Source organism: Streptomyces sp. SL06, from assembly GCF_058244745.1.
The window spans coordinates 3,053,674-3,073,765 of record NZ_JBSYOT010000002.1; the positions used below are offsets into that span (position 1 = coordinate 3,053,674).

The window sequence follows — 20,092 nt, forward strand, 5'->3', positions numbered from 1 at the left end:
CCCGACCGTCCGTTCAGCCCGGCTCGGCTCAGTTCAGTGAGCCGTACAGCCAGTTGCCGGCCGCGTCCGCCTCGGGGCTCACGTAGTACTGGCGGACGGCGGCGAGGAGTTCGTCGACGCTCAGTTTTCCGTTGCCGTCGGTGTCCAGTTTCCGGAAGGCGTCGGCCCGGTCCTCGGGTGCGGTGCGGAACACCTCCTGCCAGGCGGTGAACTCCCGTTCGTCCACCTCGCCGTCCCCGTCGGTGTCGAGGAGCCCGCACACCGCCTGCGCCAGGGGGCGGAAGGAGGTGTCGAAGCCTTCGGGCGCGTCGATGAAGGCCCCGGTCATGCAGTTCCGGTATTCCTCGGGGGACAGCCGCCCGTCCCCGTCCTGGTCGGCGGCGACGACGAGGGCGTCCCAGAAGCGGGCCATCCCGTCCATCAGCGCGGTCCCCTTGGGAGAGGTGGCGGGCTCCCCGAACCTCGACAGCAGTTGGGCGCCGAGGGTCAGCAGGTCCTCGCGGTCGATGGAGCCGTCGTCGTCGGTGTCGAAGTGCCCGAAACAGAGATCGATCTTGCGGTGGAGCAGGGGCGTGCCCGAAAGCGTGGTCACAGGTCGGCCTTTCTGGTGGTGCCGGACTGCTCCGGCAGGATCTTGGTGGGAGGCGCGGCCGGCCCGGCGTCCGCGGGGAGCCCGGCGGCGGCGAGGTGGTCGAAGGGGGCCGTGGTTCCGGTGCCGAGGCTGATCCCCTGGAGGCGGGTGGTCCGCAGGAAGGGGATGTTGGCCTCGCCGAACACTCCGCCCGAGAGCCCCGTGCCTCCGACGATGGGCAGGACGGGCAGGGTTCCGATGTGGCTGTCGTTGACCTTCAGCACACCGCCGTTGCTCACCTCGTCCGTGAACCGGTGGATGACGTGCGGATCGCGTGCCCACAGCGAATTGCGCAGCCCGTACGGATTGGCGTCGACGAACGCGAGGACCGAGTCCAGCACCTCCTCGTCGGCGGCCGGTGCGGGCGCGTTGCCTGCGGCCACGACCACGCACATCAGTGGAAAGAACGTCTCCTCGGTGACCGCGCGCATCGACGCCGCGGCCTCCAGGCTCCCCACCCGCAGCAGGGCGGGCCGGATGAAGGGGCCCCGGAGCGACGGGCGGTCGCGTACGTCGACCAGCTCTCCGCCGCAGAGCAGCTCGGCGCCCTGGGCCACGGCCTCGTCGAGGACTTCCTTGCAGTGGGAGCGTTTGATCACCGGCGTGAGGACGACCTCGGGGTCCTCGGGCGGTCCCACCCGCAGTGCGGCCACCCGGCGGTGCAGCCGCTCGGTGAACTCGTCGGCGACGGCGGGGTGGACCAGGGCGAACTTCGGTGCGAGGCACAGCTGTCCGGAACCGAGATAGCGCTCAAGTGCCGCTTCCACCGCCCCTTCGAGGTCGGCGTCCCGCCAGACCACCAGGGCGTCGTTCCCGGCCAGCTCCATGATGGGCTTCTTGCCGTGCTCCAGGCAGGCCCGGGTGAGTTCGGCGCCCTGGGCGGCGCCGCCGAAGAAGAAGATGTCGTCGCAGTGGGGCGAGGCGAGCCAGGTGCGCAGCATCGGGCGGGCCGGGGCGCAGAGCACGCTCAGGGTGCCGGGCGGGGCGCCGTGCCGGGTCAGCAGCGGGGCGACCAGTTCGTGGAAGAGGTGGGCGACGCCCAGCGGGACCGTCGGCGGGACGTTGACCACGAGGGCGTTTCCCGCCGCGAGTGTCGGGACCCCGGCCAGGGCGGTGAGCATCGGGGCGTTCCGCGCCGGGTCGAGGCACACGACCCCGTCGGGCTTGCGCACCAGGCGCACCAGCCGGCCCGCCTGGTGGCCCTCCCAGGCCATGGCCGCGTGGGCGTGGTCGACCGAGTCGGGGTGGGTGAGGTTCAGCGCCGCGGACAGGGCCCACCGCGCCACCCGCACCGGATGTCCCTCGGCGACGAGGACCGCGAGGACCTCGTCGGCCCGCTCCCGCAGGAGGTGGTGGAAGGCGCGGACGAAGTCCAGCCGCCGGGCGAGCGGGACCCGCGCCCAGGCCGGCTGTGCCTCGCGGGCCGAGGCGAGCGCCGCGAGGGCCTGCTCCGCGGTGGACCGGGCCACCCGTCCGGACAACCGGGGGTCCGCGTGGTCCTCCGGATTCTCCCGGGCGTGGTCCAGGCGGGCCTTGAGGGCGAGGACCTCGTAGGTGTCGTCGAGCATGGCGCTGCTTCGGGGCCAGTGCACCCAGCTCTCGCCGGGCCTCGGCTCTCCGGCCAGCAGGACCGGGTAACTGCGGGACAGGACCCCGGAAGTACGGTTCACGCTCCGTATTCTTCGCACCCGGCGGCGGATCCATCCGCCGCCGGGCGGCTTCCGACCTGAACAGGTGATGTCCTCTCATATCCGGTCGGAACAGCAGTGGTTCATGCTAGTGCGGTGATCGCACCGGTCCGGTGCGGCCGTGGGGCCTCACTCGTGTTCGCGCGGGAAACGGTTCCGGTGGGAGTGGGCACGGCGGCCGGACTCGGGCAGGGCCCGGGTGGCGGCGGCCTCGACGGGCGGGCCGTCGGCGGACGGGTCCATCCGCCGGCGGTCCCGGCGGACCAGGACCGCCGTGTTCAGCGCCACGATCGCCAGGACCACCACGAGGGGGCCGAGGAAGTAGACCATCACTGCTCCGTTCCGCCGGCGGCGTGCCGGGCTTGGGGACTGGCCATGAGATGGCGGGGGTCGGCGGCGCGGGTGATGGCCGACTCGACGGCGGCGACCCGGTCGGCGAGCAGGCCCAGGGCGGCGACGGCGCGCACGAGCGGGTCGTCCTCGGGGCCGCCGAGGGTGCGGGCGCGCACGTGGGTGGTGCGCACCTCGGCCCAGCGGTCGGCCTGTTCGGGGGTGAGCGTGCCGCGCAGCTCGGCGAGCTTGAGGAGGTTGGCCTCGGCTCCGTGGGCCAGGGCCTGGGCCTCGGCGGTGTAGTGGTCGTCGAGTACGGCGTCGCGCTCGCCGTCGTTCATGACCGGGCGGATGCGCTGGGCGATCTTGTTCATGTTGCGGTAGGAACCCTGGAGTTGGAAGGGCGGCTCGGTACGGGTGGCGTCCGCCTGGGCCGCGGAGGCGATGTAGGCGGCGTTGACGGCGAGCACCGTCTCGCGGGCCGCGATGAGGTGGCGCAGGACGGAGAGGACGCGCTCCAGTTCGGCGGGCGGGCAGGCGTGGGTGAGGCGGTCGGCGTGGGCGGTGGGGTCGCCGGTGGCCAGGCGTACCAGCAGTTCCAGGTCGGCCCGGTCGCGGCCGGCGAGCGGGGCCAGGACCGGGTTCGCGGTGAGCGCGTTCTCCAGGAAGCTGAGGGCGAAGGCCTCCTCCTTGCCGGTCAGTACGTCGCCGAGGTTCCAGAACGTCGGCCCGGTTGGCGAGCATGTCGGGTACCCGGAAGCGGGCGCCGGCCTCGGTGTAGGGGTTGCCCGCCATGCAGACGGCGAAGCGCTTGCCGCGCAGGTCGTAGGTGCGCGGGCGGCCGTCCCGGACGCCGTCGACGCGGCGGGTGGCGTCGCACAACGGGATGAACTTCTGGAGGAGTTCGGGGGAGGTGTGCTGGATGTCGTCGAGGTGGAGGAGGGTGTTGTTCGCGGCGGCCAGCGCGAAGTTGATCTTCTCTATCTCCTGGCGCGCGGTGGCGTTCGGGGCGTCGGCCGGGTCGAGTGAGGTGACGCCGTGGCCGAGCGCGGGGCCGCTGATCCGCACCAGCATCAGGCCGAGGCGGTCGGCGACGTACTCGACCAGGGTCGTCTTGCCGTAGCCGGGCGGGGAGAGCAGCAGCAGGAGGCCGCCGGTGTCGGTGCGCTTGGTCCCGCCGGTGGTGCCGAGCTGTTTGGCCAGGCTGTCGCCGATGAGCGGGAGGTACACCTCGTCGACGAGCCGGTTGCGGACGAAGGCGGACATCACGCGCGGGCGGTGGTCGTCCAGGCGCAGGCGGGTGCGTTCGGCCGTCACCAGGGCCGTACGGCTGTGCTGGTAGGCGCGGAACGCGGGTACGTCCCGGGTCGCGAAGCGCGCGGTGCGGGCGAGGAACTCGTCCAGGCGCAGGGGCAGTCGGCCCGCGGTGATGCGCGGGTGGGCGCCCAGCAGGCCTTCGGCCGTGGCCGTCGGCGCGGTGTCGCCGTCGTAGCGGGGCAGGTCCGGGCAGAGTTCGGCGGCGACCGCCTCGGCCAGGTCGCCGGGGGTGAGGTCGGTGCCGGTCGCGGCGGCGTACGACGACAGCCACGCCTCGGCGAGTTGCCGGCGGGCGGCCAGGTCGTCGAGGGCGGCCAGGTCCTCGTCGTAGGCCGGGGTGCCCACGGTGCGGCGGAACTTCTCCAGGAGCGTGCGCGTGCCCGCGCCGAGCACGAAGCCGTCGGGGGCGGTGGTCAGTTCGTGGAAGAGGTACGAGGCGGCGGCGCCGGCACCGGCCGTGTCGGCGGCGGAGTCGGCCGCCGCCCCGCCGGAACCGGCCGCACCCGTGACGGCGCCGGGCACCGCAACCGCGGCCCCGGCCGCCCCGTTCGCGCCTCCGACGGCACCGACCGGGTCCCCCGCGGCGCCGTTCGCACCGGCGGCGGCACCAAACGACGGCCCCCCGGCACCGTTCGCACCCCCACCGACGCCGACCGGGACCCCCGCGAAGCCGACCGCGCTCCCACCGGCACCGGCCCCGCCCCCCGCGCCACCGACCGGAACCCCCGTGGCACCGACCGGGCCCCCCGCCGCGCCGGTCACCGCCCCCGGCGCACCATGCCCGCCCCCGGCCCGGCCCCACGCCTCGACGGCATGTGCCAGTTCCTCCTCCAGGTCCCGGATCGCCGAGGTGAGGCCGAACGTGTCGCGGGCGCGGGCCAGGGACGCCGCGCGTCGGGTCCAGGTCTGGCGTGCCTCGGGGGTGGTGCCGTGGGACCAGAAGAGCTGGGCGGCGGCGCGGGCGGCCGGCTCGTGGCGCAGGGTGCCGGCCTGCTCGTACAGGGGCAGCAGCGTGGTGAGGAGGACCGTCGCGTCGTGGTCGTGCACGCCCCGCTCGTAGCCCTCGTCGTACGCCTCCCGCGCCGCCTCGCGGACGAGTCCTGGCAGGTCGGCCGAGGCGAGGGCGCCGGGGCCGTGTTCGCGCAGCAGCCGGCCGGCGAGGTGCTCGGCGCGGTAGACCTCGGGCGACTCCGAGGGCAGGGAGCGGTCCCAGTACGGGCGGGTGGCCGCGAAGCCGGGATCGGTGACCGGCGCGCGGTAGTCGGTGCCGGTGAGGGCGAAGGCGAGTCCGTCGCCGTCCGGGACGAGGGTGAGGTCGAGGGGCTGGGTGTTGACGGCGAAGCGGTGGGTGCCCAGGCGCAGGGTGCGGCCGTCGTCGGCGTACAGGTCGGTGCGGTCGCGCAGGGCGCGGGAGGCCTCCTGGCGGGCCGACTTGAGGCGGCCGTCGAGTTCCTCGGCCCGTACGGTGTCGCCCAGGGCGCGCAGTTCCCCGGCGGTGCGGCGGACCTTGGTGACCATGGGGTCGGAGGCGAAGTAGGTGCTGACCGCGTCGGTGTCGGCGAGCGTGGCGCAGCGCCTGGTGATCGTCTCCAGGATCCGGGCGGCGGAGGCGGCGAGTTGTTCGGCGCGGCGGGCCCGGGTGTCGGCGAGGGACTGTTTGCGGGCGGCGAGCGCCTCGTAGATCTCGGCGCGTTTGTCCGCGAGTTCGCCGAGGAAGGCGTCGAACTCCGCGAAGCGGGACTCCAGATCCTCAAGGCGGGCCATGAGCCCGGCCAGTTGGTCGTCGCAGCGCTCGGGGGTGTCCGCGGCGGCGAGCGCGGCGGTGACCGCCTGGCCGAGCAGGGCGGTCTCGGCCGCGAACTCGGCGCGTCCCTCGTGGTCGAGGAGGGCACGGCGGCGGGCGTCGAGGGTGGCGCGGGCGCGGTTGACCCCGCCGAGTACGGCGGCGACGCGCTCCAGCAGGGAGGTGCGGACCGTGGCGTCGCCCATGTCGAGTTCGGCGACGACATCGGTCACCGTGCGCAGCCCGTCGGCGAGTTCGTCGAGCCGGGCGGCGACGGGTCCGGCCTCGGCGACGGTGCCGATGGCCTGCGCGTCGGCGACGAGCCGTTCGGCCTCCTCGCGCTGGGCGTCGAAGGCGTCCTCGCGGGCGAGGAAGGTCACGGCGCGCCGGGCGAGGTCGGCGAGGGAGGCCTCCGCCTGCTCGGCGAGGGCGTCGATGCCGGGGCCGTCGGCGTACCGCATCTCCTTGACGTTCAGCAGGTGCCCGTGGGCGTGCCGGAGTTCGGTGAGGCCCCGGACCCAGGCGGCGGCCTCCCGCGGTGCCTCGCCGCGCAGCCGGCGGACCACGGCGGCGGCGCGCTCGGCGGCCTCGTCGCGGGCCTCGGCCGCCCGCCGGGTCAGGGTGCGCACGGTCTCGAACTCGGCGAGTACCTGCTCGGCGGTCTCCCGTACCGCCGCCAGGGTGCCGGCCAGGTCGCCGAGGTCGTCCTCGCCCAGCCAGTGGTGGCCGTCGGCCGCGCGCACGCAGGCGGCGGCCAGCGCCCGGTAGCCCTCGGCCGTCGTGATCCCCTCGCCGACGGCGCCGGCGACGGACAGACAGGCGGAGATGCCGCGTACGAGGTCGGCGTTGCCGACGCGGGCCAGCGGGCCGGTGCCGGTGGGCGCGGCGGCGGCGTGGGTGTCGCAGGCGTAGGGCGAGTGCCACAGCTGCACCGGATGCACCTGGGCCGGTTCGTCGCCGTCGGCGCGCAGCACCGCGAAGGTGCCGTCGCCTGCCAGCGCCCAGCCCCGGCACGGCAGCGGGTTCGCGACCTCCTTGCGGATCGTGTTGTACGACAGCAGCAGGCCCCGGCTCTCGCCGCGCGCGTGGAAGGCGTACAGCACGTCCTCGCCGTTGGGCGAGCGCACCTCCCGCTCGAACTCCAGCCCGTCGGCGTCGAGTTCGTACGCCTTGTGGGTGCCCGTGGCCAGGCAGTAGCCGCCGGGGAAGACGATGCCCTGGTCGTCGGGCAGGCGGCGGCAGGCGAGGCCGATGCCGTCGAGGCGTACCACCGCCCTGGTCAGGGTGTTGAACACCAGGTAGCGGTCGGTGTCCTCCTTGTAGGGCCGTACCCGCAGCAGGACCAGGGCCCCGACCCGGGCGTGCGCGATGTCCGCGTCGGCAAGCGCCTGCAAGGGCTCGTCGACGGGTTCGCTGTGGATGCCCTCGGGCGTCTCGGTGTCGTTGTCCAGTTTGACGGTGAGGGCGCCGCCGACGGCGGTGACGAAGAACTCGCCGCGGACGGCCACGTGCGGATGCCGGCCGAGGACGTGGTCCTCGCGGGTCGCCTCGGTCCACTCGAAGTCGTGGGACGGGGGGAAGACGTCGTCGCGTTCGCCCCGCGCGTCCAGGAAGGCCGCCTGCCCGTCCTCGGTGAGCGTCCAGCGCAGTACGCGGATGTCGTCGGCCTTCTCGCCGGTGCGGAAGACGGCCAGCAGCCTGCCGTCGACGGGGCGCAGCCGCAGCAGCCGGGCCTGCCGGTAGTAGCGGTGCAGTTCCGCGAACTCCCGTACGAAGGAGGGGTCGTCGAGCAGTCCGGGGACGGCCGAGGCGGGCAGCCGGTTCAGTTCGCGGTCGTACAGCGTGAACACGTCGGCCACCGCGGTCTCGCCGCGCGGGCCCGGCCGGCCGGTGGAGCCCAGGAGCAGGGCGTGGTCCCCGACGGCGGCGATGTCGCACGGCACCCCGGGGTGCTCCGTGCGCAGCCGCTCGGTGCCGGCCAGTTCGAGCCGTGCGGTGCCGAACTCCGTCACCCGGCGGGTGTTGAGGAGTTCGGTGCGCCGGGTCAGCTCGGCGGCCTGCGCGGCGAGCCGGTCGCGCAGCACCTCGTAGGCGCCGGCGTCGGCGGCGTCGTACGTACCCGTCTCCTGGGCGGTGGCCATGAGAGGTTCATCCCTTCGAGAAGCCGGGTGCCGAAGCCGCCGTCCCCTGTGCGGCGGCTTCGGCACCCGGTGGTGATCAGACCCGGGCCGTGCCGTTCAGGGCGGTGAGCGGCGTGTCGGCCAGGCCCAGTTCGCCCGCCCGGTCCAGGAGCCGCTGCACCTGTCCGGAGTCGGTGGTGCCCGACTTCATCAGCTTCATCAGCAGCGCGGAGACCGTCAGGTTCTGCACGTCGGCCGTGGAGAGCGAGCCGAGGACGCGGGTCAGGTCGTCGGTGAAGCTGGACGAGCCGTCCAGCCAGGGTCCGGCGAGGGCCTGGGCGGTCTCGGAGTGCTTCATGAATCCGTCGACGCCCTTGCCGAGCGCCACCGAGGACATCAGGCGGTCGAAGAACACCGTGTCGCCGCCCACGATGTCGATGTCGGCGTTCTCCAGACCGGTGGCGAGCACCGTGGCCTGGGCCTCGGCGACCTGCCGCTGCACGTCCAGGCCGGCCAGCCGGATGTCCTTCTCGGCCTCCAGGCGCAGCCGGTACTCCTCGTGGCCGCGCGAGGCGTCGTCCAGGGCTGCCATCGCCGCGGCCTTCTCGGTCAGTCCGGCGGCCTCCGCCTTCAGCTTGCCGCCGATGGCCTCGGCCTCGGCCAGCGCCTTGGCCCGCGCGCCCTCGGCCTCGGCGCGCATCCGGGCCTCGGTCGCGCCGGCCTCGGCGCGGCCGGCCTTCTCGATGACCTCGGCCTCCTTGTCGCGGACCTGCACCGCCGCGAGGCCCTCCGCCGCGGCCTCGGCCTGGAGTCCCTCGGCCATCCGCAGCTTGGCCCGCGCGTCGAGGTCGGCGCTCTTCAACCGGGCCTCGGCCAGGGTCAGTTCCTCGGCGGCGCGGTGGGTGGCCGACTGCTCGGCGGCCTCGGCGGCCTTGATGTCCTTGACGAGCCGCTCCTGTGCCTCGGCCTCGGCGGCGATGACGACGGCCTGCCGCTGCCGCTCGGCCTCCTCCACGGTCCGCAGCTTCTTGATGGACTCCTCCTGCTCGGCGACCGTGCGGTCCACGGCGACCCGCTCGCGGATGACCTCGGCGATGTCCCGCCGCTCCGCCTCGACCTCCTTCTCGGCGGCGATCCGGGTCAGTTCGGTCTCCCGCTCGCGGCCGATGACCTCCAGCATGCGGTCCTTCTCGATGCGCTCGTTCTCGACGGCGATGACCCGCTCGCGGTTCTTCGCGGCGACCGCGACCTCACGGGCCTGGTTCTCGCGCTGCACACCGAGCTGCTCCTCCGTGCGCAGGAAGGCCGCCTGCGCCCGCAGCCGCTCCTCCTCCATCACCCGTGCCGTCTCGGCCTCCTCGCGGGCCCGGGTCGTGTCGATCTCGCGCTTCTGCTTGATCTCGGCGTCCGCCTGACGGCGCTCCAGCTCCAGTACGGCCTCGCGCGCGTCGACGTTCTGCCGGGTGATCTCCTTCTCCTCGGTGCGCCGGGCCTCGTTGGTGCGTACGTGCTCCACGGCCGTCAGCTCGGTGATCTTCCGGATGCCCTGGGCGTCGAGGACGTTCGCCGGGTCCAGCTGGGTGAGCGGCGTCTGCTCCAGGTAGTCGATCGCCGCGTCCTCCAGGTGGTACCCGCTGAGGTCGACGCCGATGACCTCGATGATCCGGTACCGCAGCTCCTCGCGCTTGGTGTAGAGGTCGGTGAAGTCCATCTGCTTGCCGACGGTCTTCAGCGCCTCGGAGAACTTCGCGTGGAACAGCTCCTGCAAGGTGTTCCGGTCGCTGGCCCGCGCCGTGCCGACCGCCTGGGCGACCTTGACGACATCCTCGACGGTCTTGCTGACCTTGACGAAGAAGGAGATGCGGATGTCCGCCCGGATGTTGTCCCGGCAGATCAGCCCTTCCTTGCCGGCCCGCGTGATCTCGATCGTCTTCACCGAGATGTCCATCACCTCGGCCTTGTGCAGCACCGGCAGCACCACCTGGCCGGTGAAGGTCACGTCCACCTTGCGCATCTTCGAGACGATCAGCGCCTTGCCCTGCTCCACCTTGCGGAAGAGCCGCGAGACGGCGAAGAGCGCTACGGCGACGACGAGCAGACAGACGACGGCGAGGACACCGATGACTTCCATGGCATACGTCCTTACGGCATGAGACGGCGTGGGACGGCACAAGTCGGTCGCGGCTGCGGCTTGTTGCGGCAACGAGCGGTGGGTCGCGACTGTGCGCGGTCACGGCGGTGACTGATTACGGCGGTGACTGATTACGGCAGTGACTGGCTTACGGCGGTAACTGGCTTACGGCGGTGGGGCGGTCGCGGCAGGCGCGGCGGCGGGCCGCGGTCGTGCCGCGTCGGCCGGGAGTCCGGCCGGGGTGAGGTGCGGGGTCAGACGGCGCGGCGGCGGTGTGCCGCGGCGCGGTCGCCTTCGGGGGCGCGGCCGGGTTCGTCCGGGCGGAGCCGGTGCAGTGGGCGGACGAACAGCAGGTTCGTCGACATCTTCCGCCCCCTCCCGTGCACGGCCGCTGTGAACGGGACACTCCCGGCGGGCCCGGTCCGATGCCGGACGCCCGCGGCAGTGCTCCCCGTGCCCCCATGATGAACGATCGTGCCGGTGTCGCGCATTGCCGGTTTCCGGCAACGTTCACCGGGGTTTGCATGCCGGACGGCCCCCGGGAACACGGCAGTTGGGCCGGGAACCCGCTGTCCGGGGCGGCGGGTCAGTGGTGCGCGTGGACGACGGCGTGCCCCTTGCCGCGGCCGATCATCCACTTGTTGACCGGGGTGGTGAGGACGAAGGCGACGGCGAGTCCGCCGAGCAGGGTGGCCCAGAACAGACCGTCCGACAACTGCGCGTCCATCGCGCCCGGCGTGAGGGCGACGATTCCGTTGTCGACCAGTTCCATCACCACGATGGAGACGGTGTCGGCGGCCAGCGCGACCCTGATCGCCGGCCCGAGGCCCAGGCCGGCCCGGATCACCGCGGACAGCGTCAGCGAGTAGCCGAAGAGGAAGGCGAGGGCGATCGCCAGGGCCGTGGTCGGCACGTTGCCCCAGCCCAGGGCGGTGCCGATCACCATGCCGAGGATCTCGCCGACGGCGCAGCCGGTCAGGCAGTGCAGGGTGGCCTGCGCCGCCATGCCCCAGGACGCCGGGCCGTGCGCGGACCCGCCGTGCCCGCCGTGCCCGCCGTGTCCTTCGTCTCCCGCGTGCGGGACGTGGTCGTCCATGCCGCTCGTCCCCGTTCCCGTTCGGTGGCGCCTCGGTCTGCTACGCGTCGGCCACCCTATACCCCTAGGGGGTACATCGAACCGTCGTCGGGATCAGCACGCGGCGAGCACCGGGCAACGGACCCGCCCCCACGCTCAGCCCGAGTCGCCGGCCGACGGTTCGTCCGGTGCCGGTCCGCCCACCGTGAACCCGATCACCGAGCCGCCCCCGTCGCGCCGGCCGGCGAACGGCGCTCCCCCGTGTTCGAGCGCCACCTCCCGCACGATGGACAGGCCAAGGCCCGAGCCGGGCCGGGAGCGGGCGTCGGCGGCGCGGTAGAAGCGGTCGAAGACCCGGGCCAGGTCGGCTTCGGAGATGCCGGGGCCGCGGTCCAGGACCTCGACCCGGACCGGTCCCGGCAGGTCGGGCCCGGTGACGGCGACCTCGATGGGCGCGGTGCCGCCGGGGTCGAACTTCGCGGCGTTCTCGACCAGGTTGGAGATCGCGCGGGTCAGCATCGCGGGCCGCCCGTCGGTCACCGTCTCGCCGTGGGCCCGTACGTCGATCTCCCGCCCGGTACGGCGCCGGGCCAGGGCCGCCACGTCGTGCGCGATCTCGGTCAGGTCGACCGGCTGCGGGGGCTCACCCGCCGACTGCCCGGCCGCCAGCTCGACCAGTTCATTGACCAGGTCGGTCAGCTCACGGGCCTCCTGCCCCAGGTCGGCGACGAGTTCCTCGCGGGCGGCGGGCGGCAGTTCGTCGATCCGGCGCAGCAGCGAGATGTTGGTCCGCAGCGAGGTGAGCGGCGTACGCAGCTCGTGGCCCGCGTCCTGGACCAGGCGCCGCTGGTCCTCCTCGGACTGGGCGAGGCGGCCCAGCATGAGGTCGAAGGCGCGGCCGAGGCGGCCCACCTCGTCCGGGCCGGTGACCGGGACCTGGATGCCGAGCCTGCGGGTGCGGGCGACGTTCTCGGCGGCCGAGGTGAGGACGACCAGGCGGCGGGTGATGCGGCGGGCCAGCCACCAGCCGAACAGGCCCGCTGCGGTCACCACCGCGGCCATCAGGACCAGCGTGCGCCGTTGCAGGGCCCGCAGCAGATCCTCGGTGTCGCTGAACTCCTGCGCCACCTGCACCGCGCCCCGGCCGCCGCCGAGCGAGACGGTGGCGACCCGGAAGACGTCGTGGCCGACATCCACGTCCTCGTGCTGGACCAGCAGCCCCGCCCGGCCCGCGCCCGCGGTCCGCCGGTCGGCGTCGGTGACCGGCAGCCGGGGCCCCTCCGGGTCGAAGACCGCGCCGTCCGGCCCGAGCACCTGTACGTCGGTACGGGCCGGGCGCACGATGTCGTGGCCGGGCGCGGCGGAGGAGAAGTCGCCGGGCGACAGCCGCTGCCGGCGCACCTCGGACCGCAGATCCTGCACGACCTGCGCGAAGACGGATTCCTGGTCGACCCGGACCAGCCGGGCGGCGGCGTTGTAGGACAGCACCCCGACCAGGACGGTGACCACGGCGGTGATCGTCGCGAACGACACGGCGAACGTCGTGCGCAGCGACAGCAGCCGGGGCCGGTGCCCGAGCGGGGAGGCGCCCACTCAGTCGGCCCGCAGGACGTAACCCACCCCGCGCACGGTCTGGATCAGCTGCGGGGCGCCCGGCTGGTCGAGCTTGCGGCGCAGATAGCCGACGTACACGGCGAGGTTCTTGGAGCCGGGCCCGAAGTCGTAGCCCCAGATGCGGTCGTAGATCGTGGAGTGGTCGAGGACGATGCCGGCGTTGCGGACCAGCAGTTCGAGCAGCTCGAACTCGGTGCGGGTCAGTTCCAGCTCGCGTCCGCCGCGCCAGGCACGGCGGGCCCGCGGATCCATGCGCAGCCCGGCGGCCTCCAGATACCGGCCGTCCTCGTCCTCCGGCTCGGCGCCCTGATCGGCGGCGTCGGGTTCCGCGCGGCCGGTGCGGCGCAGCAGGGCGCGCAGCCGGGCGAAGACCTCCTCGACGTCGAAGGGCTTCACGACGTAGTCGTCGGCGCCCGCGTCCAGGCCCGCGATGCGGTCGGCGGTCTCCACCAGCGCGGTCAGCATCAGGATCGGCGTGGGGTCGCCCTCGGCGCGCAGCACCCGGCAGACCTGGAGGCCGTCGACGCCCGGCATCATCACGTCGAGGACGAGGACGTCCGGGCGGCTGCGGTGGGCCTGGGCCAGCGCCTCGACGCCGTCGGCGACCGCGGTGACCCGGTATCCCTCCAGGGTGAGGGCGCGCTCCAGGGCATGCCGGATGGCGCGGTCGTCTTCGGCGAGCAGAACAGTGCGGGCCACGGGGCCCAGTCTGCCAAGCCGGCCGGGGTCCCGGCCCGACGGCCCGGCTTCTTACCCACATCTCACCCGCGGGGCCGCGGCGCGGCGCGCCGCTCCTCGAAGGGGGTGACCTCCGCGAAGGAGTCCCGCCGGGGCCGCGGTCGGGCCGTGGACCGGCCCGCCATCAGGGCCGCCAGCTCGCCCGCGGCGCGCTCCACGCGGGCGTCGAGCCCTTCGGCGCCCCAGTCCTCGGGGGCGGCGTACACGCCGGTGGGGACGACGACGGCCTTCGGGTGGGCGAAGAGCGGGCGCAGCGCGTGGTCCAGCACCAGGGAGTGCCGGGCGGTGCCGCCGGTCGCGGCGATCAGCACCGGCTTCCCGGCGAGGGCGTCCGCGTCGCTCACGCTCGGCGCGTCGAAGAACGACTTGAACAGCCCGCTGTACGACGCCGAGGCCGCGTCGAGGCGCGCCTCCGGCACGACCGGCGTGACCACGATCAGCCGTCGGCCGCCGCGACCTGGTCGAACGCGTCGGCCGGCTGCCGGGCCGGGAACCCGTTGGTGAAGGTGTGCGCGATGTCGACGGCGAGATCGCGCAGCTCGATCACCCGGACCTCGGCGGGAGCAGGCTCGGGGGCGGTGGCGGCCGGGGCGGCGACCGCGGCGAGGCGGTCGGCGAGGCGGTCGGCGAGCGGCCGGGTGGAGGACGGGCCGCTCAGTCCCGCGCAGACGACGAGTTTCCTGCGCGGGCTCCTTCCTGGGCGGTGTCCCGGGCCGTGTCCTGCCGGCCGGCCAGCAGGGAGGCGTGGGTGGGCTCGTCCGGCACGTGCGCCGGGCGGTTCTTGGCGAACTCCTCGCGCAGCACCGGTACGACCTCCTCGCCGAGCAGGTCGAGCTGTTCGAGGACGGTCTTCAGGGGCAGCCCGGCGTGGTCCATCAGGAACAGCTGGCGCTGGTAGTCGCCGGCGTACTCGCGGAAGGCCAGCGTCTTCTCGATCACCTGCTGCGGCGAGCCGACGGTCAGCGGGGTCTGCTCGGTGAACTCCTCCAGCGAGGGACCGTGTCCGTAGACCGGCGCGACATCGAAGTAGGGGCGGAACTCACGTACCGCGTCCTGCGAGTTGCGCCGCATGAACACCTGGCCGCCGAGGCCGACGATCGCCTGCTCGGGCGTACCGTGGCCGTAGTGGGCGTACCGGTCGCGGTACAGCTCGATCATGCGCTTGGTGTGGTCGGCGGGCCAGAAGATGTTGTTGTGGAAGAAGCCGTCGCCGTAGTACGCGGCCTGCTCGGCGATCTCCGGGGAGCGGATCGAGCCGTGCCAGACGAAGGGCGCGACGCCGTCCAGCGGGCGGGGCGTGGACGTGAAGCCCTGGAGGGGGGTGCGGAACCGGCCCTCCCAGTTCACCACCTCCTCGCGCCACAGGCGGTGCAGCAGAGCGTAGTTCTCGACGGCGAGGTTGATGCCCTCGCGGATGTCCTTGCCGAACCAGGGGTAGACGGGGCCGGTGTTGCCGCGCCCCATCATCAGGTCCACCCGGCCGTCGGCCAGGTGCTGGAGCATCGCGAAGTCCTCGGCGATCTTCACCGGGTCGTTGGTGGTGATGAGGGTGGTGGAGGTGGAGAGGATCAGCCGCTCGGTGCGGGCCGCGACATAGCCGAGCATCGTGGTCGGCGAGGAGGGCACGAAGGGCGGGTTGTGGTGCTCCCCGGTCGCGAAGACATCGAGGCCGATCTCCTCGGCCTTGAGCGCGATGGCGACCATGGCCTTGATGCGCTCACGCTCGGTCGGCGTACGGCCCGTGGTCGGGTCCGGCGTGACATCGCCGACGGTGAAGATGCCGAACTGCATGATCGCTCAACCTCCGGGTTGTTTACTGTTCAACTATATCCGGAAACGGAGGTTCCCCCGTCGTTATTCCACGGGGGTGTGAAGGGCGCGCTCGCCCGGCCGTGATCACGCGGGCGCCGCGCGCCGGGGGCTGACTACCCTGGGCACGACCAGTGGTACCGACCAAGGAGCAGCTCATGGCCACCGCAGCCGCCTCGTCCGCCGCCTCCCGCATCGCCGTCGTCACCGGTGCGAGCAGCGGCATCGGCGCCGCCACGGCCCGGCAGCTCGCCGCGGCCGGATACCGCGTCGTGCTCACCGCCCGCCGCAAGGACCGCATCGAGGCGCTGGCGCGGGAGATCGAGGCGGCCGGCCACAAGGCGACGGCGTACCCCCTGGACGTCACCGACCGCGAGGCGGTCGACGAGTTCGCGACCGCGTTCAAGACGGTCGGCGTCCTCGTCAACAACGCGGGCGGCGCGCTCGGCGCCGACCCGGTGGCCACCGGCGACCCGGCCGACTGGCGCCGCATGTACGAGACGAACGTCATCGGCACCCTCAACCTCACCCAGGCCCTGCTCCCCAAGCTGGAGGCGAGCGGCGACGGCACGGTGGTGGTCGTCTCCTCCACCGCCGGCCACGGCACCTACGAGGGCGGCGCGGGCTATGTCGCCGCCAAGCACGGCGAACACGTCCTCGCCGAGACCCTCCGCCTGGAGATCGTCGGCCGCCCGGTCCGCGTCGTCGAGATCGCCCCCGGCATGGTCAAGACCGACGAGTTCGCCCTGACCCGCTTCAACGGCGACCAGGACAGGGCGGCCAAGGTCTACCAGGGCGTCGCCGCCCCGCTCACCGCCGACGACGTGGCCGACACCATCACCTGGGCGATCACCCGCCCCTCCCACGTCAACATCGACCTGCTGATCGTCCGCCCCCGCGCCCAGGCCTCCAACACGAAGGTGCACCGCGAGGGCTGAGCGGCACCGCGCGCGCATGTCCGGACCGGTGGCCCGCCGGACGCGCTAGGCGGGGGCGAGCCGGCCGGCCAGGTCGGTCAGGTCGGCGGCGTACAGGTCGAATCCGTCCGAGGGGGCGGGCGGGTCGCCGACGGGGCGGGCGACGTAGGCGGTGCGCAGGCCGAGGCGCTGGGCTCCGCGCAGGTCCCAGGCGTGGGCGGCGACCATCAGGAGCCGCTCGGGCGGGCATCCGGAGACGGTGACGGCCAGTTGGTAGACCGCCGGGTCCGGCTTGCAGGTCCGGGCGTCCTCGGCGGACAGGGCCTGGTGCCAGCGCAGCCCGGCGTGGGCGTTGAGCCCCAGCAGCGCCGTCCGGCTCGCGTTGGAGAGTCCGATCAGCGGGAACCGTTCGGCGAGCCGGGCGAGCCCCGCCACGGTGTCGGGCCACGGCGGGAGCCTGCGGCCCGACCGGGCCAGCGCCGCCACGGCGGCCGGGTCATCGGTCCCGGCGGCGCCGGCGACGGTCCCGGCGGCCTCCAGGTCGAGGACATCGCTGGTGACGTAGGGCCTGGCGCCGTCCAGGATGCGACGCTGCTCGCCCTCGATGTGCCGCTGCCACAGCGACAACAGCCGCTCGACCCCGGGTTCGCCGAGCGACGGGTCGAGTGCGCGGATGCCGGCGCGGATACCCGCGGGTTCGTCGACGAGCGTACCGAGCACGTCGAACACGAGGGCGTCGATCTCGGGCTGGGGCATGGGAGGGCCTCCTGGTTCCGCCCGCGATCCGTCGGACGGGAGTCGGTCGGACGGACGTCAGGGGTGCAGCACGATCTTTCCCACGTGCCGCCTGCGGGAGAGTTCCTCCTGCGCCCGCGCGGCCTCGTCCAGCGGGAAGACCGCGGCGACGACGGGGTGGACCTCGGCCCGCCGGGCCAGGTCCACGAGGAGGGCGAAGTGGGCGGGCGTGTGCATCGAGGACCCGATGACCTGGGCGTTGTGCAGGTACAGCCGGCGCACGTCGAAGGTCACGCCGTATCCGCCGAGTGCGCCGGCGACGACCCACCGGCCCCCTTCGCGCAGCAGCGGCAGCCCCTCACTCAGCAGGTCCCCGGCCACGACGTCGAGGGCCACGTCGATGCCCTCGGGGGCGGCGGCGCGGATCTGCTCGGTGACATCCCCCGCGCGGTCGACGACTTCGTGCGCGCCCGCCTCGCGCACCGCGTCCGCCTTGGGTCCGCCGCTGACGGCGAGCACCCTCGCGCCGCGCGCCCGTGCGATCTGCACCAGCGCGAGGCCGACGCCGCCGGACGCCCCCGAGACCAGGGCCGTCTCCCCCTTCCGCAGCCGGCCCCGCTCGATCATGCCCAGCGCGGTGCCGTAGGCGGTCGGCAGCGCCGCGAGCTGGTCGTCCGTGAGCGGGGACCGCGTCACGTCGTGCACGCGCTCGGCGGGCGCCGTCACGTACTCGGCGTATCCGCCGTCGCGTTCGCTCCCCATCAGGCCCACGGGGTTGGCGTCCGGCCCCTCGCCGTCGTAGATCGCGGGGTCGACTACCACGCGGCGTCCGACGAGACTCCCCTCCACCCCGGGCCCGACGGCCACGACCCGGCCCGCCACGTCGGCGCCCTGGATACGCGGGAAGTCGATCGGTCCGCGCCAGCCCGAGAGCGCCTTCGGGTCTCCCGGACGGCCGTAGGCGCCCTCCCGGGTCCACAGGTCCGTGTTGTTCAGGGCCACCGCGCCGACCCGTACCAGCGCCTCCCCCGCCCGTGGCACCGGGACGGGGACCTCCACCGGCTCAAGGACTTCCGGCCCTCCGTGCCCTGTGACGCGCACCGCTCGCATGGACTCGGACACGCTCATCCCCCTGAAACCCCCAGTAGGTATACTGATCGGTGAACATCTGCCACCGTACACCGTCCAGTACACCGATCAGTGAAGGAGCCCGCAGTGCAGGAAGCGCGGCCTTTGACGCCGGCCGGCCGCCGCATCGTGGCGACTGCGGAGGAGTTGTTCTACGAGCGCGGGATCACGGCGGTCGGCGTGGATCTGATAGCCGAGCACTCCGGGGTGACCAAGCGGACCCTGTACAACCAGTTCGGTTCGAAGGACCACCTGGTGGCGGCCTGTCTCACCGCCCGCGACCAGCGCTGGCGGTCAGTCGTCCGGGCCGCCGTCGACGACTGCGGCACTCCCGCCGAGGCCGTCACCGCGCCCTTCGAGGCGCTGCGGACCTGGAGCGGGACCAACACCCGCGGATGCGCCTTCATCAACGCGCTCGCCGAACTCCCGGACCCCTCGCACCCCGCGCACCGCGTCGCCACGGACCAGAAGCGCTGGCTGCTGAACCTGTTCGGGGAACTCGCCGAAGCGGCGGGCTGCCCGCACCCGGCCGCCCTCGCCACCCGGCTCCTCGTGCTGCACGAGGGCGCCGTCGCCACCCGGCCCCTCCCGTTCGACACCCTCACGCAGAGCGTCGAGCTGGCGCGGGCCCTGGTCCGGGCCGGCACGTCGCCCGGTCACCGGAGCGCTCCCCAACCGCCCCCGCGCTCCTCGCTCAGCCCTTCACACACACCACCTGCTTCAGCCTCGCCACCACCTCCACGAGGTCGCGCTGCTGGTCGATGACCTGGTCGATCGGCTTGTAGGCGCCCGGGATCTCGTCCACGACACCCGAGTCCTTGCGGCACTCCACGCCCCGCGTCTGCTCCTGAAGGTCCTTCGCGGAGAAGCGGCGCCTGGCCGCGTTCCGGCTCATGCGCCGGCCCGCGCCGTGGGAGGCGGAGTTGAAGGACTCGGCGTTGCCGAGGCCCTTGACGATGTACGAACCCGTGCCCATGGAGCCCGGGATGATCCCGTACTCCCCCGCACCCGCGCGGATCGCGCCCTTGCGGGTCACCAGCAGGTCCACGCCCTCGTAGCGCTCCTGCGCCACGTAGTTGTGGTGGCAGGAGATCTCCCGCTCGAAGAGCGGCCGGGCCTTTTGGAACTCCTTGCGGACCACGTCCTTGAGAAGCCCCATCATGAGGGTGCGGTTGTACTTCGCGTACTCCTGCGCCCAGAACAGGTCGTTGCGGTACGCCGCCATCTGCGGGGTGTCCGCGACGAACACCGCGAGGTCGCGGTCGATCAAGCCCTGGTTGTGCGGGAGCTTCTGGGCGACGCCGATGTGGTGCTCGGCCAGTTCCTTGCCGATGTTGCGGGAACCGGAGTGCAGCATCAGCCACACGGAACCGGTGGTGTCCGTGCACACCTCGACGAAGTGGTTGCCGCTTCCGAGCGTTCCCATCTGCTTTCCGGCCCGCTCGCGGCGGAACCTCACCGCCTCCGCCACCCCGTCGAACCGCCCCCAGAAGTCGTCCCACCCGGCCGTCGCCAGCCCGTGGACGCGGCCCGGCTCGACCGGGCTGCCGTGCATCCCCCGCCCCACCGGAATCGCCTGCTCGATCTTCGAGCGCAGCCGCGACAGGTCGCCCGGGAGGTCGTTCGCCGTCAGGGACGTGCGCACCGCCGACATCCCGCAGCCGATGTCGACGCCCACCGCCGCCGGGCACACCGCGCCCCGCATCGCGATCACGGAGCCGACCGTCGCGCCCTTGCCGTAGTGCACGTCCGGCATGACCGCCAGGCCCTCGATCCACGGCAGGGTCGCGACGTTGCGCAACTGCTGGAGCGCGACCTCCTCGACCGTCGCCGGGTCGGTCCACATCCGGATCGGTATCCGCGCGCCCGGCATCTCCACATACGACATGTCGCCCTCATTCCCCCGGAAAACAAACAGAAGCCTCGAAACGCACAACCGGCGCACAAGCCGACCAAAGAGACAGTCGACCGGCGTTCACGGCAGCGTGTGCGGTACACATTGTCTGCGGCGGGCGCCCCCGTGCGGCAAGCGAATAACCAGCGGGGACACTGGAGTCCCGAACCACAGCCACCCCG

12 protein-coding genes and 2 pseudogenes are annotated in these 20,092 nt (G+C 73.2%); 2 read left to right on the forward strand and 12 right to left on the reverse strand.

Annotation, left to right across the window (positions count from 1 at the left end; genetic code table 11):
• Window positions 1-28: 28 nt before the first annotated feature.
• From AC4IHM_RS13885 to AC4IHM_RS13925, 9 genes and pseudogenes are all read right to left on the reverse strand, one after another.
• On the reverse strand, window positions 29-592 hold the full coding sequence (locus tag AC4IHM_RS13885; protein ID WP_490867354.1) for an EF-hand domain-containing protein: 564 nt from the start codon (window positions 590-592) through the stop codon (window positions 29-31).
• Complete coding sequence (locus tag AC4IHM_RS13890; protein ID WP_490867355.1) at window positions 589-2,301, reverse strand: aldehyde dehydrogenase family protein; 1,713 nt, start codon at window positions 2,299-2,301, stop codon at window positions 589-591. The genes AC4IHM_RS13885 and AC4IHM_RS13890 overlap by 4 nt, the downstream gene beginning before the upstream one ends.
• A 147-nt stretch (window positions 2,302-2,448) precedes the next feature.
• The gene (locus AC4IHM_RS13895; protein ID WP_490867356.1) at window positions 2,449-7,890 is read right to left on the reverse strand and encodes a DNA repair ATPase; all 5,442 of its coding nucleotides are present in this window, start codon (window positions 7,888-7,890) and stop codon (window positions 2,449-2,451) included.
• A 76-nt stretch (window positions 7,891-7,966) separates the two neighbouring features.
• A complete protein-coding gene (locus tag AC4IHM_RS13900) occupies window positions 7,967-10,000 on the reverse strand; it encodes a flotillin family protein (RefSeq protein ID WP_490867357.1) in 2,034 nt (677 codons plus the stop codon).
• Between the two features lie 586 nt (window positions 10,001-10,586).
• Complete coding sequence (locus AC4IHM_RS13905; protein ID WP_490867358.1) at window positions 10,587-11,096, reverse strand: DUF4396 domain-containing protein; 510 nt, start codon at window positions 11,094-11,096, stop codon at window positions 10,587-10,589.
• 135 nt (window positions 11,097-11,231) lie between these two features.
• On the reverse strand, window positions 11,232-12,668 hold the full coding sequence (locus tag AC4IHM_RS13910) for a sensor histidine kinase (RefSeq protein ID WP_490867359.1): 1,437 nt from the start codon (window positions 12,666-12,668) through the stop codon (window positions 11,232-11,234).
• Entirely contained in the window at window positions 12,669-13,388 is a 720-nt protein-coding gene (locus AC4IHM_RS13915) for a response regulator transcription factor (RefSeq protein ID WP_490867360.1), read from the reverse strand.
• A 62-nt stretch (window positions 13,389-13,450) separates the two neighbouring features.
• Window positions 13,451-14,085 (reverse strand): annotated as a pseudogene (locus AC4IHM_RS13920) (CE1759 family FMN reductase).
• Window positions 14,082-15,218 (reverse strand): LLM class flavin-dependent oxidoreductase, encoded by a 1,137-nt coding sequence (locus AC4IHM_RS13925; RefSeq protein ID WP_490867361.1) that lies wholly within the window; start codon window positions 15,216-15,218, stop codon window positions 14,082-14,084. The pseudogene AC4IHM_RS13920 and the gene AC4IHM_RS13925 overlap by 4 nt, the downstream one beginning before the upstream one ends.
• Window positions 15,219-15,394: 176 nt before the next feature.
• Between AC4IHM_RS13925 and AC4IHM_RS13930 the strand changes: the two genes are divergently transcribed.
• A complete protein-coding gene (locus tag AC4IHM_RS13930; RefSeq protein WP_490867362.1) occupies window positions 15,395-16,174 on the forward strand; it encodes an SDR family NAD(P)-dependent oxidoreductase in 780 nt (259 codons plus the stop codon).
• Window positions 16,175-16,219: 45 nt separating this feature from the next.
• On the opposite strand, the gene AC4IHM_RS13935 is transcribed toward AC4IHM_RS13930, so the two are convergent.
• Entirely contained in the window at window positions 16,220-16,909 is a 690-nt protein-coding gene (locus AC4IHM_RS13935) for a haloacid dehalogenase type II (RefSeq protein WP_490867363.1), read from the reverse strand.
• A 57-nt stretch (window positions 16,910-16,966) separates the two neighbouring features.
• Window positions 16,967-18,016 carry a zinc-binding dehydrogenase gene (locus tag AC4IHM_RS13940; protein ID WP_490867364.1) on the reverse strand — a complete coding sequence of 350 codons (1,050 nt, stop codon included), beginning with the start codon at window positions 18,014-18,016 and terminating at the stop codon, window positions 16,967-16,969.
• 105 nt (window positions 18,017-18,121) lie between these two features.
• Here AC4IHM_RS13940 and AC4IHM_RS13945 point away from each other — a divergent pair.
• Window positions 18,122-18,667, forward strand: a pseudogene (locus AC4IHM_RS13945) (TetR/AcrR family transcriptional regulator); the annotation flags it as partial.
• A 43-nt stretch (window positions 18,668-18,710) separates the two neighbouring features.
• Here the strand turns inward: AC4IHM_RS13945 and AC4IHM_RS13950 are convergent.
• Window positions 18,711-19,904 carry an RtcB family protein gene (locus AC4IHM_RS13950; RefSeq protein WP_490867365.1) on the reverse strand — a complete coding sequence of 398 codons (1,194 nt, stop codon included), beginning with the start codon at window positions 19,902-19,904 and terminating at the stop codon, window positions 18,711-18,713.
• Between the last annotated feature and the right edge of the window lie 188 nt (window positions 19,905-20,092).

Coding starts and splice junctions, on each gene's coding strand:
- AC4IHM_RS13935 (WP_490867363.1), bottom strand. CDS start 16,909: ATGCCCCAGCCCGAGATCGACGCCCTCGTGTTCGACGTGCTCGGTACG.
- AC4IHM_RS13925 (WP_490867361.1), bottom strand. CDS start 15,218: ATGCAGTTCGGCATCTTCACCGTCGGCGATGTCACGCCGGACCCGACC.
- AC4IHM_RS13940 (WP_490867364.1), bottom strand. CDS start 18,016: ATGAGCGTGTCCGAGTCCATGCGAGCGGTGCGCGTCACAGGGCACGGA.
- AC4IHM_RS13930 (WP_490867362.1), top strand. CDS start 15,395: ATGGCCACCGCAGCCGCCTCGTCCGCCGCCTCCCGCATCGCCGTCGTC.
- AC4IHM_RS13905 (WP_490867358.1), bottom strand. CDS start 11,096: ATGGACGACCACGTCCCGCACGCGGGAGACGAAGGACACGGCGGGCAC.
- AC4IHM_RS13950 (WP_490867365.1), bottom strand. CDS start 19,904: ATGTCGTATGTGGAGATGCCGGGCGCGCGGATACCGATCCGGATGTGG.
- AC4IHM_RS13900 (WP_490867357.1), bottom strand. CDS start 10,000: ATGGAAGTCATCGGTGTCCTCGCCGTCGTCTGTCTGCTCGTCGTCGCC.
- AC4IHM_RS13895 (WP_490867356.1), bottom strand. CDS start 7,890: ATGGCCACCGCCCAGGAGACGGGTACGTACGACGCCGCCGACGCCGGC.